Raw genomic sequence first — 16,112 nt, 5'->3', positions numbered from 1 at the left:
TCAGTCGGTGACGCGGGAGAGGTAGTCGCCGGTGCGGGTGTCGACCTTGACACGGTCGCCCTCGTTGAGGAACAGCGGAACCTGGATCTCCGCACCCGTCTCCAGGGTGGCGGGCTTGGTGCCGGCCGAGGAGCGGTCGCCCTGCAGGCCCGGCTCCGTGTGGGAGATCGTCAGCACGACGGAGGCGGGCAGCTCGACGAACAGGACGGAGTCCTCGTGGAAGGCCACAATGACGTCCTGACCCTCGAGCATGTAGGTGGCGGCCTCGCCGACGGTCGCGGCCGAGACCGGGACCTGCTCGTAGTCCTTGACGTCCATGAAGACGAAGTCCTCGCCGTCCCTGTAGGAGAACTGCATGTCGCGGCGGTCGACGGTGGCGGTCTCGACCTTGAGGCCGGCGTTGAAGGTGCGGTCGACGGTCTTGCCGGACAGGACGTTCTTGAGCTTGGTGCGCACGAAGGCGGGGCCCTTGCCAGGCTTGACGTGCTGGAACTCGACCACCTGCCAGAGCTGGCCCTCGATGTTGAGTACGAGGCCGTTCCTCAGGTCGTTCGTCGTTGCCACGGGTGTTCCTCACTGTCGGGGGACGTCTTGTCGCCGCAAGACTACCGTCCGGCCGAGCCACTGCCCGAGCCGGGGCGTGCGAGGCCTGTCACGACGGCGCGGGGGCGCCCAGCAGTCCGGCCGTCTCGGCAGCCGCCTGCTCGGGCGTCGTGGACGTCGTGTCGACGACGACGGCCTCGGCGCCCGCCGCCCGCCGGCACAGGTCCTCGCGGGCGCGCAGCATCTGGGTGAAGGCGTGGTGGACGTTGCCCAGGGCCACCGAGCGCGGGGCGTCCAGCCCGTTGCGGGTGGCCAGGCGGCGGGTGGTCGCGGTCAGCAGCACCGTGCGGGCCCCACCGCAGCGGGCGCGCTCCAGGGCGCTGCGCACCCCGGCGTCGGCCAGGCAGCCCGAGCCCAGGGCCGTGACGGTGCCGGCCAGGTCGGCGAGCAGCGCGCAGGCGGCCTCGGCCTCGACCCTGCGGTAGCGCTCCTCCCCCACGGCGACGAGCGCCAGCGACTCCTCCACGCCCAGGCGCTCGGCGACGACGGCCCCGAGGTCGCGCACCGGCAGGCCCATGGCCCGGCCCAGGGCGCGCGCGACGGAGCCGCACCCCGCACCGGGGGCGCCCAGGAGCACGATCCCGTCGGGGCCCGTTGGGCTCACCCCGCTCACGGCTTCGGCGTCCCGTCGCTCGTGACGGCCGCGTGCGCCTCGCGCAGGACCGCCTCCCGAGGCTCGACGCCCCAGACGGGCTGGGCGAGGCCGTTGAGCAGAACCATGCGGATGCGCCCGGAGCGGACCTTCTTGTCCGAGAGCATGACCTCCGCCAGCTCCTCATAGCGGCCGACGCCCTCGGGGAAGGAGACCGGCAGGCCCGCGGCGGCCAGGGCCCGGCGGTGCGTGAGGAGCAGATCGGCGTCGATGCGTCCGCTGCGGTGCGCGACCTCGGCGGCGAAGACGCAGCCGACGGCCACCGCCTCACCGTGGCGCCAGACGTAGCCGGTGACGGTCTCGATGGCGTGGGCGTAGGTGTGCCCGTAGTTGAGGATCTCGCGCGAGCCCGCCTCGGTGAGGTCCTCGCTGACCACGTCGGCCTTGACGGCGACGGAGCGTGCGACGAGCTCGGCCAGCACGGCGCAGTGCGGGCTCAGCAGGTCGGCGGGCGGTGAGGCGAGCATGAGGTCGAGGATCGCGGGATCGGCGATAAGACCGCATTTGACGACCTCGCCGAGCCCCGCACGCAGATCCTCGTCACCCAGCGTGCTCAGGGTCTCCAGGTCGCACACGACGGCGGCCGGCGGGTGGAAGGCACCCACGAGGTTCTTTCCGGCGGCCGTGTCGATGCCCGTCTTGCCGCCGACGGCGGCGTCCACCATCGCCAGCAACGTCGTGGGCACCTGGACGACACTCACACCCCGCAGCCAGGTGGCGGCCGCGAAACCGGCGAGGTCCGTGGTGGCGCCGCCGCCCAGGGCGACGACGCAGCCGTCACGGCCCATGCGGAAGGCTCCCAGGGCCCGCCAGACCCGGTCGAGGACGGCCGTGCACTTGGCGGCCTCTCCCCCGGGCACCGTCACACGGGTGACCCGCGCCCCTGCGGCGGTCAGTGCCGCCTCGAGCGCGCGGGCGCGCTCATCCAGGGCGTCGGCGTGGACGATCGCTACCCCTCCGGCGCCGTGGCCCGGTGCGGCGGCCACGGCCTCAGTGACGCAGCTCTCCAGGCCGCGGCCGATGACGACGTCGTAGGGGCGGGCACCGCCCACGCTCACGGTGACCAGGCCGTCGGGGTCGGCCGCCGGGGCCGGCGGAGCGGCAGGCTCGCGCGCGGGGGCCGGCCGCTCGAGCCGGCGCAGGACCTCCTCGGCCACGGCCTCGGGCGTGAGGTCGTCGGCGACGACGGTGAGGGTGGCCACCTGCGCGTACAGGTCCGAGCGCTCGGCGGCCAGCTGCTCCATGCGGCTGCGCACGGCCAGGTCGCCTGCGTCCTGCGGGGCGGGCGCCTGCGGCCCGGCCATGAGGGGGCGGCCGCAGCCGTCACCGACCCGGGCGGCCGCGGTGGCGGGGGTGACGGACAGGTGCACGACCGTGTGCCCGGCGAGCATGTCGCGGTTGGCGGGGCGCAGCACGGCCCCGCCGCCCAGGGAGATGACACCGGCCGTGGTGGCAGCCCCGGTGAGCAGCGAGCGCAGGGCGCTGGTCTCCCGGTCGCGGAAGCCCTCCTCCCCCTCGGCCTCGAAGATCGCGGGCACGCTCATGCGCGCGCGGCGCCGGATCTCGGCGTCGAGGTCCACGGACACTGTCCTCAGCTCCCGGGCGAGCAGGCGGGCGACGGTGGTCTTGCCTGCGCCGGGCAGGCCGACGAGGACGAGCGGCAGGTGCTCGCGCAGCGCTGTGGTGCGGCCGGTGGTCCGGTCGGTGGTGCTCATGCTCACGCCCTTCTCACCAGCGGGTCCGCTCGGCCACGCGGGCGAGGTAGGCCTCGAGGTTGCGGCGGCACTCCTCAACGCTGTCGCCTCCGGTCTTCTCCAGCAGGGCGTCGGCAAGCACGAGCGCCACCATCGCCTCCACGATGACGGCCCCGGGCACGACGGCCGTCGTGTCGGAACGCTGGTGCAGGCCCTTGGCCTCCTCGCCGTTGGCGAGGTCCACCGTGCGCAGGGCGCGCGGGACCGTCGAGATGGGCTTGAGGGCGGCGCGCACGACGACGGCCGAACCGTTGGAGATCCCACCCTCGATGCCACCGGCGCGGTTGGAGGCGCGCTCCACCCGCCCGCCGTCGACCGACAGGATCTCGTCGTGGGCATGAGAACCGCGGCGGGCCGCCTGAGCGAAACCATCCCCGATCTCGACGCCCTTGACGGACTGGATGCCCATGACGGCGGCCGCCAGGCGGGCGTCGAGGCGGCGCGAGGAGTCCACATGGGTGCCCAGGCCGATGGGCACCTCGGTGGCGATGACCTCGACGACGCCGCCCAGGGTGTCACCGGCCCGACGGGCGGTGTCGATCTCGGTGACCATGGCGGCGCTCACGGCGGGGTCGGTGCAGCGCACGGGGTCGGCACTCAGGCGCCGCTCGTCGTCGGGGCCCGGCCGGGGGGCGTCGTCGGGCAGGGTGACGGAGCCGATGCGCAGGACGTGGCTGACCAGGCGGATGCCGGCGACCTGCTCGAGCAGGGCCTCGGCCACCGCACCCAGGGCCACCCGGGCGGCGGTCTCGCGTGCGGAGGCGCGCTCGAGGACGGGGCGCGCGTCGGGCAGGTCGTACTTGAGCACGCCGGGCAGGTCCGCGTGACCTGGCCTGGGGCGGGTGAGCGGCCGGTTGCGGGCGATCTCCCGCTCGTCACCGGTGCCGGCGTCGATGAGCAGGTCGGCCGGGTCGACGGGGTCCGCGCTCATGACGGTGGACCACTTGGGCCACTCGGCGTTGCCGATCCTCATGGCGATGGGGCTGCCGATGGTGCGACCGTGGCGCACGCCTCCCAGGAGGGAGAGCTCGTCGCGCTCGAAGACCTGGCGTGCACCTCGCCCGTGGCCCAGGCGCCTGCGGGCAAGGGCGGCACTGATCTCCTCAGTGGTGATCTCCACGCCCGCGGGCACGCCCTCCATGAGGGCAGTCAAGGCCTCGCCGTGCGACTCGCCGGCAGTCATCCATCGCAGCATGGCGCCGATCATCGCACACGGCGGTGAGCCGGGCCCGTGACGCTCCGGCCCGTGAGAGCTCCAGGCCCCGGGCGCGGGTCAGGGCCGGCCCAGTGCCGCCGTCAGCGCCGTGCGCATGGCCTCAACGTCGGGCGTCATGCCGGTCATGAGGCGCACCTGCGGCACGGCCTGGTGCAGGAGCATGAGCCAACCGGGGGCGATGAGGCCACCGGCACCCTGCCAGGCGGCGGCCAGCGCCGTCGGCCAGGGCTCGTAGACGACGTCGAGCAGGGCCGCGCCGCCACGCACCCGGCCGACCAGGGGGGCCAGGACGTCGGCACCGTGCGCGGGCAGCGTGGAGACCACGAGGTCGGCCCCGCCCAGGGCCTCGGCCACGACGGCGTCGGAGGCGGCGACCCCCGGGCGCCAGGTGACGGTCTCAATCTCCAGGCCCATGCGGTGGGCGGCGGACAGTGCCCGTCCCGGCCCGGCATGGCTGCGTGCGGCGACGACGATGCGCCCGGCTCCGAGCTCGGTGAGCGCGGCCAGCGCCGAGCAGGCCGTCGCGCCGGAGCCCAGGACGAGGGCCGTGGCGCCGGCCGCCGGCTGCTTCCCCGTGACCTCTCGCAGGGCGCCGACGATCCCGGCCACGTCGGTGTTGAAGCCGGTGAGCAAGGCGGGACCCCGGCCGGAGCGCTGGGCGACGACGGTGTTGGCGGCGCCGACGGTCTGCGCGAGCGGGTCGACGGCGTCGAGGTGAGTGAGCAGCGCCTGCTTGTGCGGCATGGTGACGCTCAGGCCCGCCCAGACGGGGCCGGGTCCAGCGGGGGCGGCGAGCTCGGCCAGCAGCGGGCCCAACTCCTCGGGGCTCGTCTCGCGGCGCTCGTACTGCCAGCCGTCCAGACCGAGCGCGGCGTAGGCCGCACGGTGCAGGACCGGGGAGAGCGAGTGGGTGACGGGCAGGCCAATGACGGCCGCCTTCTGGCCGACGGTCATGACCCGGCTCCTGTGGAGCACAAGGCCTCGTGCTCCTCGCAGAAGACCATGAGCCGCTCGGTGTTGGTCTGCTGCTCATCCGGTGTCGAGGCGAAGAGGGTCTCGCCCGTCTCGGGGTTGACGGTGACGAAGTAGAGCCACTGTCCCTCGGGCGGGCTGACGACGGCGGCGAGAGCGGCCTCCCCGGGGCTGGAGATGGGGGTCGGGGGCAGTCCCGCGTGCTCGTAGGTGTTGTACGGGTTGTTCGTGTCCAGAATCTCGTCGCTCGTGGGGATGCCACCGGTGCGGCCCAGGCCGTACAGGACGGTGGAGACCATCTGCAGCCTGCCCTGGGTGGCGCCGCCGGTGTCCGCCAGGCGGTTCTCGATGACGCGGGCAACCTGCCCGTAGTAGGCGCTGGAGACGACCTCGTGCTCGACGATCGAGGCCTTGATGAGGACCTGCTGATAGTCGGCCGGGTCCACACCCAGGCGGTCCAGACGGGTCAGGGTGAGCAAGACCATGGAGGCGACGACGTCGGTGGCCGTGGCCTCCGTGGCGATGGCGTAGGTGGAGGGAGCGAGCCAGCCCTCGACCTCGCCGCCGGCGACCTCGGGCAGGCCGATGGCCCGGGCGTCGGCGAAGGCGGCATCGACATCCGCCTCGCTGAAGCGGCCCACACTCACCAGGCGCTCCTTGACCTGGTCGCGGGTACTGCCCTCGGGGACGGTGAGGGTGTGCTCGGAGCGCGAGGCCGGGTCGAGCAGTGCGGCGACGGCGTTGGCGGCGGACATCCCCAGGTGCAGCGTGTAGGTGCCGGCCTGGATGCTGGCCGCGTTGACGTTGGCCGCGTAGGCCTGTGTGAAGGCGTCCGCGGTGGCCACGACCCCGGCCTGCTCGAGGATCTGGGCGATCTCGGTGCCTGAGGCGCCCTCCGGGATGGTGACGACGACGCTGCCGTGACCGGTGCCGCTGTAGTCGGAGACGCCGGTCTGCTCGGGGCGGGTGCCCTGGGCGCCGCTCGGGGTCCGGCCGGTGAACAGGCCGATGGCGAACAGGACGACGGCGGCGAGCACCGTGACGACTATGACGGCAAGCGCAATGCGGCGCAGGCGCCGACGTCGTGCCCGGCCGCGCCGGTCATGCCGGGAACCCTTGGGGGGCGGGCCCACCGGCAGGCCGATGATCTCGGTGAAGAACTCGTCGCTCACCATCGTCCTCCCCGCCGCTGCGTGACGAGCTCGCCCGCGGGTGCACCGGTGCGGCGCTCGGTCTCGAGCGCGTGCTCGAGGATGACGACGGCGGCCGCCTGGTCGACGACACCGCGGAAGTCCTTGGCGTGGCGTCCTGCGGCGTGCAGCGCCTGCTGTGCGGTGACGGTGGTCATCCGCTCGTCCACCAGGCGCACAGGCACGGGGGTGATGAGCGAGGCGAGCTGGCGGGCCCAGTGGCGTGCGTCCCTGGTGGAGGAGGAGGAGCCTCCCGCCATGTGCCGGGGCAGGCCGACAACGGCCTCAATGGCCCCGTGCTCCTCGACGAGGTCAGCGGCCTCGTCGAGGTCACCGCCGTAGCGGTCGCGGCGCAGAGTGCTCACCGGGACGGCGAGGATCGCCTCGGCGTCGCAGCGGGCGACGCCGACGCGGGCCGTGCCGACGTCGAAGGCGAGTCTGGCGCCGGGGCGCATGGTGGTCCGGTGACTCACGCGCCCAGCGCGCGGGTGACAGCGGCCATCGCCTCGCCCACGCGGGAGGCGTCCTGGCCACCGCCCTGGGCGAGGTCGGGTCGGCCACCTCCGCCGCCGCCAAGGGTCGTGGCGGCGACCTTGACGAGGTCGCCGGCCCGGGCGCCGGCGTCGCGGGCGGCCTGGTTGGTGGCGATGATGACGAGCGGGCGCTCACCGACGACACCCATGGCGACGACGACGACGGGTTCGGCCTCACCCAGGCGCTCGCGCACGTCGAGCACGAGGCTGCGCAGGGCGTCGCCGGAGCCGACGGTGCCCAGGTTCGCGGCGGCCAAGCGGTAGGGCCCGACCGTGACGACACCGCCGAGGACCTCGGCGGCCTTGGCGACCATGGCGGTCTGCTCGGCCTGGGCGAGCTTCTTCTCGGCCTCCTTCAGGCGGCTCATGAGGGACTCGATGCGCGCGGGCAGGTCCTCGGCGCGGCCGCCCACCAGGGTGGACAGGCGCGAGACGAGGGCGTGCTCCTTGGCCTGGTAGCCGTAGGCGCCGTCGCCGACGAGGGCGTCGATGCGCCGCACGCCGGAGCCGATGGAGGACTCGCCCAGCAGGGCGATGCGGCCGATGTGCCCGGTGGTGGGCACGTGGGTGCCGCCGCACAGCTCGCGGTCGAAGCCGTCACCGATGGTGACCACGCGCACCTGCTGACCGTACTTCTCGCCGAACAGGGCGATGGCGCCCTGTGCACGGGCCGCATCGAGGCTCATGACCTCGGTGCGCACGTCCAGGTCCTGGGCGAGCGTGGTGTTGACCAGCTCCTCGATGTCGTTGATCTGGGCGCCGCTGAGCGCCGAGCCGTGACGGAAGTCGAAGCGCAGGCGCGAGGGCGAGTTCTCACTGCCGGCCTGGTCGGCGTGCTCGTTGACCACCCGGCGCAGGCCCGCGTAGACCATGTGGGTGGCCGTGTGGGCGCGGGCAATGGCCAGGCGGCGGGCGGTGTCGATCTCGGCGTAGGCCTTCTCTCCGACGGCGAGGGTGCCCTCGGTGAGCGTGCCGCGGTGCACCGTCAGGCCCCTGATGGGGGCCTGGACGTCACTGACCTCGACGACGCCGCCGTCGGCCAGGCGGATGGTGCCGTGGTCGGCGAGCTGGCCACCCATCTCGGCGTAGAAGGGGGTGCGGTCGAGGACGACCTCGACCTCGGCGGGGGCGGTGGCGACAGGCTGGGGCACGCCGTCGACCAGCAGACCAGTGACGACGGCGTCGGCCGCGTTCTCGGTGTAGCCCAGGAAGGTGGAGCCACCCCCCATGGCCTTCTCAATGTCCTGGAAGGCGCGGATATCGGCGTGGCCGGTCTTCTTGGCGCGAGCGTCGGCGCGGGCGCGCTCCTTCTGCTCAGTCATGAGGGTGCGGAAGGCCTCCTCGTCGACGGCGACGCCCTGCTCGGCAGCCATCTCGAGGGTGAGGTCGATGGGGAAGCCCGAGGTGTCGTGCAGCTCGAAGGCGACCGAGCCGGGAACGACGGCCTTGCCGCCCGTGGCGGCGGCCGTGGCCTTGGCCTGGGCGACCGCGGTGTCAAGGATCGTGGTGCCGGCCGCCAGGGTGCGCCTGAAGGCGTCCTCCTCGGCGTAGGCGACCTCGGCGATCTGCGACCAGCGCTCCTCCAGCTCGGGGTAGGACAGGCGCATGACGTCCTTGGAGGCGGTCAGGAGGGTCGGCATCGCGGCCTCCTCGACACCGAGCAGGCGCATGGAGCGCACGGCTCGGCGGATGAGGCGGCGCAGGACGTAGCCGCGCCCGTCGTTGCCCGGGCGCACGCCGTCGCCAATGAGCATGAGGGCTGAGCGCACGTGGTCGGCGACGACGCGCATATGCACGTCGTTCTCGTAGTCGATGCCTGCGCTGGGGCCCGCGGCGCCACGGCCGTAGGTCTTGGCGCTCATGGCCTCGGCGGCGGCGATGACGGGGTAGACCTCGTCGATCTCGTACATGTTGGGCTTGTCCTGCAGGACGAAGGCCAGACGCTCAAGGCCGGCGCCGGTGTCGATGGCGGTGGAGTCGAGCGTGCCAACGAGCTCGAAGTTGTGCCCCTCGCCCTCGCCGCGGATGAACTCGTCGAAGACGAGGTTCCAGATCTCGAGGAAGCGGTCGCCCTGGATGTCGGCCAGGGGCCCGCCGTCGGGACCGAACTCGGGGCCGCGGTCGTAGTGGATCTCGCAGCAGGCGCCGGCGGGGCCGGGCTGGCCGGTGGACCAGGAGATCTCCTCGAAGGGGAGCTTTTGGACGTGGGTCGGGTCCATGCCGAGGGTGCGGGTGAGATAGTCCCAGGAGACGTCGTCCTTCTCCCAGATGGTCATCCACAGGCGGTCGCCGTCAAGTCCGTAGCGGCCCTCGGACACGGGGCCGGTCAGCAGGTTCCAGGCGTGCTGGATGGCCCCCTCCTTGAAGTAGTCCCCGAAGGAGAAGTTGCCGTTCATCTGGAAGAACGTGCCGTGGCGGGTGGTGCGTCCGACGTTGTCGATGTCGTTGGTGCGGATGCACTTCTGCACGCTGGCGGCCGTGGGCCAGGGGGCCGGCTCGGTGCCGAGGATGTAGGGGATGAAGGGGACCATCCCGGCGACCGTGAACAGGATCGAGGGGTCCGGGGAGACCAGGGAGACCGAGGGGCGGATCTCGTGACCGTTCGCCGCGAAGTAGCCGAGCCAGCGGGAGCGGATCTCTGAGGTGCGCATGGGCTGTTCTTGCTCCTGAGTCGAGTGCGTGGGTGGGTGCGTGCGCGGGGAGCGCGGGCCGCGTCGTCGGCATCCACGCTAAAGGACCGTGGCGAGACTACCCCGCCTGGTAGACGGGACGCCCCTCACCGGCGTGCGGTGCGGGGCGTCCCGGGGCTGTCTCCTCCAGGGAGGAGATCAGCGCGAGTAGTACTCGACGACCATCTGGACGTCGCAGGTCACGGGGACCTCGTCGCGCTTGGGGCGGCGCACCAGGGTGGCGGTGAGCTTCTCGATCTCAACGCTGAGGTACTCCGGCACGGGGGGCAGGACGTCGCGGTGCGCACCGGTGGCGGCGATCTGGAAGGGGACCATCACCTGCGAGCGCGGGCGGACCTGGATGGTCTGGCCGGGCTTGACGCGGTAGGAGGGGCGGTCGACGACCTTGCCGTCGACGAGGATGTGGCGGTGGACGACGTCCTGGCGGGCCTGGGCGATGGTGCGGGCGAAGCCGGAGCGCAGGACGAGGGCGTCCAGGCGCATCTCGAGCAGCTCGACCAGGGACTCACCGGTCAGGCCCTTCTCACGGCGGGCCTCCTCGAAGACGCGCTGGAGCTGAGCCTCGCGGATGCCGTACTGGGCACGCAGACGCTGCTTCTCCTTCAGACGCACGGCGTAGTCGGACTCGGTGCGGCGACGGGCGCGGCCGTGCTCGCCGGGGCCGTAGGGGCGCTTCTCGAAGTAGCGCACGGCCTTGGGGGTCAGCGGGATGCCGAGGGCACGCGAGAGGCGCACCTGACGGCGGGAGCGGGAGGAGCTCATGCTCGTCTCTTCTTCCTGTCGGAGTGATCGCACGCCCCGTGCGGGTGCTCGGGGCGCGGGGTCAGCCACATGGATGGGCCAGGACCCCAGGGGCGCCGCGCACGGTGCGTGCCCGTACGACGGCGACCCGGGAACACTAGCGGTTGACGGGCGCTGCGGCGAGCCGCAACCGGCCCGTGTGACCGGTTCCTCAGGCTCCGGCCTGCTCGTCGGCACTGTCCTCGCCCGGGGCCTCGCGCGCCTGTCGGCGCAGGCGGGCGCGTTCCTTGAGGAGCATGTTGAGCACGACGCACACGAGGAAGACGTTGAACAGCACGTTGCCGGCGGCGGGGCTCAGGGCTGCGGCCGCCCGGGTGCCCAGTGGCGCGGCCACGACGGCGGCTGCGCCGACGAGCAGGCCGACGCGCAGGTCCACCGTGCCGTGACGCAGGTTCGACCAGGTGCCGGCCGCCGCGGTGGGGATCATGATGAGCAGGGAGGTTCCGCGGGCCAGGAGGTCGCCGACGCCGACGGCGAGCTGCAGGCCGGGCACGATGACACCGCCGCCTCCCACACCCACCAGCCCGGCCAGGATCCCTGCCACCAGTCCGACGGCGACGAGGCCGACTGCCCGCAATGGGTCGAGGATGAGCGCGGCCTCGCGCACCGGTGAGCGCAGCTGCTGGGAGACGATGACGATGAGGGTGAAGCCGACGAAGACCCACGGCAAGACCCTGTGGGGCAGGCGCCGCAGCAGCCGGGTGCCCAGCGGCGCCCCGGCCAGGGAGCCCACGCTCACGATGGCGAAGGCCGCCAGCGAGACCTCGCCGCGCTGGGCGTAGGAGATGGTGCCGACGGCGGCGGTGACGACGATGGCGGCCAGTGAGGTGGCGGCCGCGCGGCGCTGGTCCATGTCGAGGACGGTCATGAGCGCGGGCACGATGATGAGGCCGCCGCCGACGCCGAACAAGCCGGCGAGGAATCCGGCCGCCAGGCCCGTGGTGAGCACGAGCAGTGTGGTGCGGGCGGACGGGCGCCCGGCGGGTGCAGGGGTGCTCATCGGGCGGTCCCGTCGTGAAGGATCCGGCGCACGGCCTCAAGGCGGGTGGCGATCTGCTTCTCAAAGCCGTTGCCTGTGGGCTCGTAGTAGCGCTGCCCGGCGAGCTCGTCAGGCAGGTACTGCTGGGCGACGACGCCGTGCGGGTAGTCGTGGGGGTAGCGGTAGTCGGCGCCGTGCCCCAGGCGCTGGGCACCGGCGTAGTGGGAGTCGCGCAGGTGCACGGGCACCTGCCCCGCCTTGCCTGCGGCGACGTCGGCGCAGGCCCGCGAGATGCCCACGGTCACCGCGTTGGACTTGGGTGCGGTGGCAACCGCCAGGGCCGCCTCGGCCAGGACGAGCCGGGCCTCGGGCATGCCGATGAGGGCGACGGCCTGCTGGGCGGCGACCGCGGTGGACAGGACGGTGGGGTCGGCCAGGCCGACGTCCTCGGCGGCGTGGATGGTGATGCGGCGGGCGATGAACCGGGGGTCCTCCCCCGCGGCGAGCATCCGGGCGAGGTAGTGCAGGGTGGCGTCGGGGTCGGAGCCGCGCATGGACTTGATGAAGGCGCTGATGACGTCGTAGTGCTGGTCGCCCTGACGGTCGTAGCGCACGGCGGCGACGTCGGCGGCCTGCTCGACGTCGGCCAGGGTGAGGGCCGCGACCGTCGGGGACCCGTCGTCGTCCGCCTGATGTGGGGCGGCGGCGAGGACGGCGCCGGCTGCGGCCTCCAGGATGGTGAGGGACTTGCGGGCGTCGGAGCCGGCCATGCGCACGATCTGCTCACGGGCGTCGTCGTCGAGACGCACCCGCCCGCCCAGTCCCCGGCTGTCGGCGACGGCCCGCTCAACGAGGGTGCGCACGTCGTCGGCCCCGAGCGGGTGCAGAGTCAGCAGTAGCGAACGTGACAGCAGTGGGGAGACGACCGAGAAGCTGGGGTTCTCGGTCGTGGCGGCCATGAGGGTGACCCAGCGGTTCTCAACGCTGGGCAGCAGGGCATCCTGCTGGGAGCGCGAGAAGCGGTGGACCTCGTCGACGAAGAGGACGGTCTCCTCCCCCGAGGCGGTCAGCCGCCGTCGTGCCTCCTCGACGACGGCGCGCACGTCCTTGACCCCGGCGGTGACCGCCGAGAGCTCGACGAAGCGTCGGCCGCTACCGCGGGCGACGAGGTAGGCGAGGGTCGTCTTGCCGGTGCCGGGCGGCCCCCACAGGATGACTGACGAGACTCCGGCGCCCTGCCCGGAGCCGGGGTCGTCGGGTGAGACGAGGCGTTGGAGGGGTGAGCCGGGTGTGAGCAGGTGATCCTGGCCCACGAGCTCGGACAGGTTGCGCGGGCGCATGCGCACTGCCAGGGGCGCGTGCGTGTCCACGGGCAGGCCGACGTCGTCCGTGCCGACGCTGTCAAAGAGGTCCACTCGGCGATCCTATCGATCCTCTCGTTGCCCGTCGCCCGGTCCGCCCCGGTCCGTCGCGGCACCCCGCCGACCGCGTGCCTGGCCCGGTGGCGCGTGCCGGTGTCTGTAAGAATGGCCTGGTGCTCCACTGGCTCTCCCGACGCGTTGTTAAGGACGCTTCCCTCGTCGTCGCCGCGTGGGTGGTCATCGCGCTCCTGGCGCTGACGGTCGCCGCCACGGGCCTGGGCGCCGGCTCGCTCACGAGCCGCCTGGTCGGTGAGACCGGGGCTCCCGGGGGCAGCGAGTCGAGGGACGGCCAGGAGATCATCGCGGCCCTGTCCGGTGACGGCCAGACCGTGAGCCTGCTCGTCACCGGGGTTGATATCTCCACGCTTGCGCGCCAGGAGGCGGTGGCCTACGCCCTTGGGAACGCCCACAGGGACCTTGTGGCCATCGTCGGTGAGACGAACGTGCTCGACCCCTTCGTCGTGCCCGGCATGCTCGAGGAGCCGGCCGCCCAGGCGCTCGCCTCCAAGGACCTCGACGGCTTCCTCATCGTGGTCTCAGTGGACCCCAATGGCACTGAGGTGGCAGGCAAGGAGGACAAGGCGTACGCGCATGACCTCGCCGAGACGGTCTCGCGCGTCCAGGCCAGGCTCGAGAGGATCCCCGGTGAACTGTCCGGGTTGAGCCCGGGGGCGTCAGGCATCGTCTCCCATGAGGGCCTGCGCGAGCAGGCCGTCGTCGACCAGGCCTGGCGGGACGTGCTCGTCGGCCTGCTCATCGCGCTGCCCCTCGTCCTGCTCCTCATGATTCTCGTTTTCGGGGCTGTCCTGCCGGCGCTGGTGCCCGTGGCCACGGCGGTGACCACGCTCCTGCTGAGCCTGGGGGCCCTGTGGGTGCTGAGCCTGTCCGTCGAGCTGCCCGCCTTCATCCTGTCGGTGACGGCCATCATCGCCCTGGCGCTGGCCACGGACTACGGCTTCGTCCTGACCACACACTTCCGCGAGGAGCTGGCCCATCTGCGCCAGAGCGAGGGGGTGGACTCGCCCAAGGAGCGGGGCCGCACGGGACGCGCAGAGCGCCGTCGTCGTCGCCGCTCCTCCCCCATGACGCAGGCTCTGGTGCTCACGCTCATGAGCACGGGCCGCACCATCTTGTTCGCGTCGTTGACGATGATCGTGGCCCTGCTGGGGCTGATGCTCATCGGCACCGACGTCCTGCGCGCCATCGCGCAGGCAGGCATCGCCGCCGTCGCCATCGCCACCGTCGTGTGCTTGTCACTCGCGCCGGCGCTGGTGGCGCTGGTTGGCAGGAAGCTGCACCGTCCCTCTCCGCTGCGCCGCGTGGTGCCGCTGCGGAGCCTGCGCTCGTCGATCGGGGACATTGTGCGCGACAAGGGCGTGTTCTCGCACACGGTTGGGCTCATCCAGCGGGTGCCGTGGGTGGCGCTGGCGGTTTCCCTCGTCATCCTCGTGGTGCTCGCCTCCCCCGCCCGTCACCTGCATGTGCTCGTCTCCAACGATGACCTGCTGCCGGCCTCCTCCGACCAGGCCGTCCACCTTGAGACGCTCAAGGCCTCCTACCCGGCTGCGCAGGACGCGGACGCCACTGTTGTGCTGGCGCAGGCCGGGGAGCGCGCAACCGCCTTCATCAACAGTCAGGTGGCTCACGTCGATGGCGTGACCTCGATCCTGCGCACCGCGACGGCGGGCGAGTACACGGTGGTGTACCTCGAGCTCGAGGGCGAGGGCGCCACCACCGAGGCGGAGGCGGCTGTGCGGGCGGTGCGCGCCCTGGCGGCCCCGGCGGACATGTGGGTCACCGGCCAGGCCGCGGCCCAGGTGGACCTGCAGGACGCGATCACGGGCGCGCTGCCCTGGGTGGTCATCGTCTTCTCCCTCGTGCTCATCATCCTCATGCTGCTGACGACGGGCTCGCTCGTGGTGCCGGTCAAGACGCTGCTGGTCAACACGATGTCGGTGCTGGCGAGCTACGGCGTGATGACGTGGGTGTTCCAGGAGGGACACCTGTCGGGCCTCCTCGGCTTTGAGCCGCTGGGCGGTGTGGAGGCCTACGCCGTCGCCGTCGTCATCGGTGTCGGTCTGGGGCTGGTGACCGATGACGACCTCTTCCTGCTGGACGGGGTGGCGGCGCACCGCGGGCGCTCGGGCAACGACGCCGTGGCCGTCGAGGCCGGGTGGCAGCGCACGGGCCGTCTGACGAGCACGACGGCGGCCATCCTCATCGTCGTGTTCCTCAGCTTTGTCAGCGCCGACCTGCTCATCGTCGACCAGGTGGCGCTCGCGCTGGCGGTGCTCATGGCGGTGGACGCGACGGTCGTGCGCCTGCTGCTCATGCCGGCCGCCATGTCCCTCCTGGGCGGGTGGAACTGGTGGCTGCCGACGTGGCTGGTGCCCGTTGTCGAGCGCTACGGGCTGGCCGAGCCGCTGGTGTCGGTGCCGCGTGCTGACGCGCCCGTCGCCGTCGATGCGGTCGCCGTCGGGGCCGACGTCGACACCGACGTGAGTGTGGGGCAGCCGGCCGACGATTCCGGGGCGGCCGCCACTCAGGCCTGAGGCTCTACAGGAGGCTGGTGTCTCCCGCGCCCTCGCGGGCGACCTCGGGCACATCCTGGGTGAGGTCGACAACGGTGGTGGGCTCGGTCGAGCCGACGGGGCCCTCGATGACGACGTCAATGAGGTGGCCGAAGGTGTCCTCGATCTCCCAGCCGCTGGTCTCGGGGATCTCGTTGCCCGGGCGGATGAAGGTGGAGGACAGCAGGGGTGTGCCGTAGGCGGCGACGAGCGCCTGCGTGATGGCGTGGTCCGGGATGCGCACGCCGAGGGTGTGCTTCTTCGGATTGAGGGTCATGCGCGGAACCTCCTTGGTGCCCTTGAGGATGAAGGTCCAGGGGCCGGGGGTCAGGCGCTTGATGAGGCGGAAGGCGTTGTTGCCGACAATGGCCAGGGGGCCGGCCTGGGCGAAGTCCGCACACACGAAGGTGAAGTTGTGCTTGTCGGAGAGCTGGCGGATCTGGCGGATGCGGTCCAGGCCCTCCTTGTTGCCGGGGGTACAGGCCAGGGCGTAGCCGGAGTCGGTCGGGTAGGCGACAAGGCCACCGTTCTTGATGACGTCAACGACCTTGTCGACGAGGCGTGCCTGGGGGTTGGCGGGGTGGAGCTCGATGTAGCGCGACATGGGCTCATTGTGCCCCCGGTGCGGGCCGCGCGCACCCACGCGTGAATGACGTCGATTCTCATTACCATATCGCCCGCGAGTAAGAATGATTTTCATTGCGGAAATGAATGAAGAATCATTTTCATGT

Annotated in this window: 13 protein-coding genes; 1 reads left to right on the top strand and 12 read right to left on the bottom strand. The window is 72.2% G+C overall.

The window, feature by feature from the left end; all coding sequences use genetic code 11:
* The 11 genes from efp to ID810_RS05965 all read right to left on the bottom strand — a co-directional run bounded on the left by efp (window position 1) and on the right by ID810_RS05965 (window position 12,805).
* A complete protein-coding gene (gene efp, locus ID810_RS06015; RefSeq protein WP_166855012.1) occupies window positions 1-564 on the bottom strand; it encodes an elongation factor P in 564 nt (187 codons plus the stop codon).
* A gap of 88 nt (window positions 565-652) precedes the next feature.
* Entirely contained in the window at window positions 653-1,207 is a 555-nt protein-coding gene (locus tag ID810_RS06010) for a shikimate kinase (protein ID WP_166855013.1), read from the bottom strand.
* A gap of 5 nt (window positions 1,208-1,212) precedes the next feature.
* Complete coding sequence (aroB, locus tag ID810_RS06005) at window positions 1,213-2,970, bottom strand: 3-dehydroquinate synthase (RefSeq protein ID WP_166855014.1); 1,758 nt, start codon at window positions 2,968-2,970, stop codon at window positions 1,213-1,215.
* Between the two features lie 13 nt (window positions 2,971-2,983).
* Window positions 2,984-4,204, bottom strand: coding sequence for a chorismate synthase (gene aroC / locus ID810_RS06000; protein WP_188232543.1), 1,221 nt, complete (start codon window positions 4,202-4,204; stop codon window positions 2,984-2,986).
* 78 nt (window positions 4,205-4,282) lie between these two features.
* Entirely contained in the window at window positions 4,283-5,179 is an 897-nt protein-coding gene (locus ID810_RS05995; protein ID WP_166855016.1) for a shikimate dehydrogenase, read from the bottom strand.
* Window positions 5,176-6,372 carry an endolytic transglycosylase MltG gene (gene mltG / locus ID810_RS05990; protein WP_166855017.1) on the bottom strand — a complete coding sequence of 399 codons (1,197 nt, stop codon included), beginning with the start codon at window positions 6,370-6,372 and terminating at the stop codon, window positions 5,176-5,178. Before mltG ends, ID810_RS05995 begins: the two co-directional genes overlap by 4 nt.
* Entirely contained in the window at window positions 6,366-6,842 is a 477-nt protein-coding gene (ruvX, locus tag ID810_RS05985; RefSeq protein ID WP_166855110.1) for a Holliday junction resolvase RuvX, read from the bottom strand. The genes mltG and ruvX overlap by 7 nt, the downstream gene beginning before the upstream one ends.
* 14 nt (window positions 6,843-6,856) lie before the next feature.
* Window positions 6,857-9,571: an alanine--tRNA ligase gene (gene alaS / locus ID810_RS05980; protein WP_166855018.1), complete on the bottom strand. Its 2,715-nt coding sequence runs from the start codon at window positions 9,569-9,571 to the stop codon at window positions 6,857-6,859.
* A gap of 177 nt (window positions 9,572-9,748) precedes the next feature.
* On the bottom strand, window positions 9,749-10,372 hold the full coding sequence (gene rpsD, locus ID810_RS05975; RefSeq protein ID WP_166855019.1) for a 30S ribosomal protein S4: 624 nt from the start codon (window positions 10,370-10,372) through the stop codon (window positions 9,749-9,751).
* Between the two features lie 190 nt (window positions 10,373-10,562).
* Entirely contained in the window at window positions 10,563-11,411 is an 849-nt protein-coding gene (locus ID810_RS05970) for a sulfite exporter TauE/SafE family protein (RefSeq protein ID WP_166855020.1), read from the bottom strand.
* Window positions 11,408-12,805 (bottom strand): replication-associated recombination protein A, encoded by a 1,398-nt coding sequence (locus tag ID810_RS05965; RefSeq protein ID WP_166855021.1) that lies wholly within the window; start codon window positions 12,803-12,805, stop codon window positions 11,408-11,410. Before ID810_RS05965 ends, ID810_RS05970 begins: the two co-directional genes overlap by 4 nt.
* 119 nt (window positions 12,806-12,924) lie before the next feature.
* On the opposite strand from ID810_RS05965, the gene ID810_RS05960 reads away from it, so the two are divergent.
* Entirely contained in the window at window positions 12,925-15,363 is a 2,439-nt protein-coding gene (locus tag ID810_RS05960) for an MMPL family transporter (RefSeq protein ID WP_188232544.1), read from the top strand.
* Window positions 15,364-15,367: 4 nt separating this feature from the next.
* On the opposite strand, the gene ID810_RS05955 is transcribed toward ID810_RS05960, so the two are convergent.
* Complete coding sequence (locus ID810_RS05955; RefSeq protein ID WP_166855022.1) at window positions 15,368-15,985, bottom strand: L-threonylcarbamoyladenylate synthase; 618 nt, start codon at window positions 15,983-15,985, stop codon at window positions 15,368-15,370.
* Between the last annotated feature and the right edge of the window lie 127 nt (window positions 15,986-16,112).

This window comes from Actinomyces respiraculi, from assembly GCF_014595995.2.
Classification (GTDB): domain Bacteria; phylum Actinomycetota; class Actinomycetes; order Actinomycetales; family Actinomycetaceae; genus Actinomyces; species Actinomyces respiraculi.
This window is presented reverse-complemented; position numbering and strand designations above follow the sequence as displayed.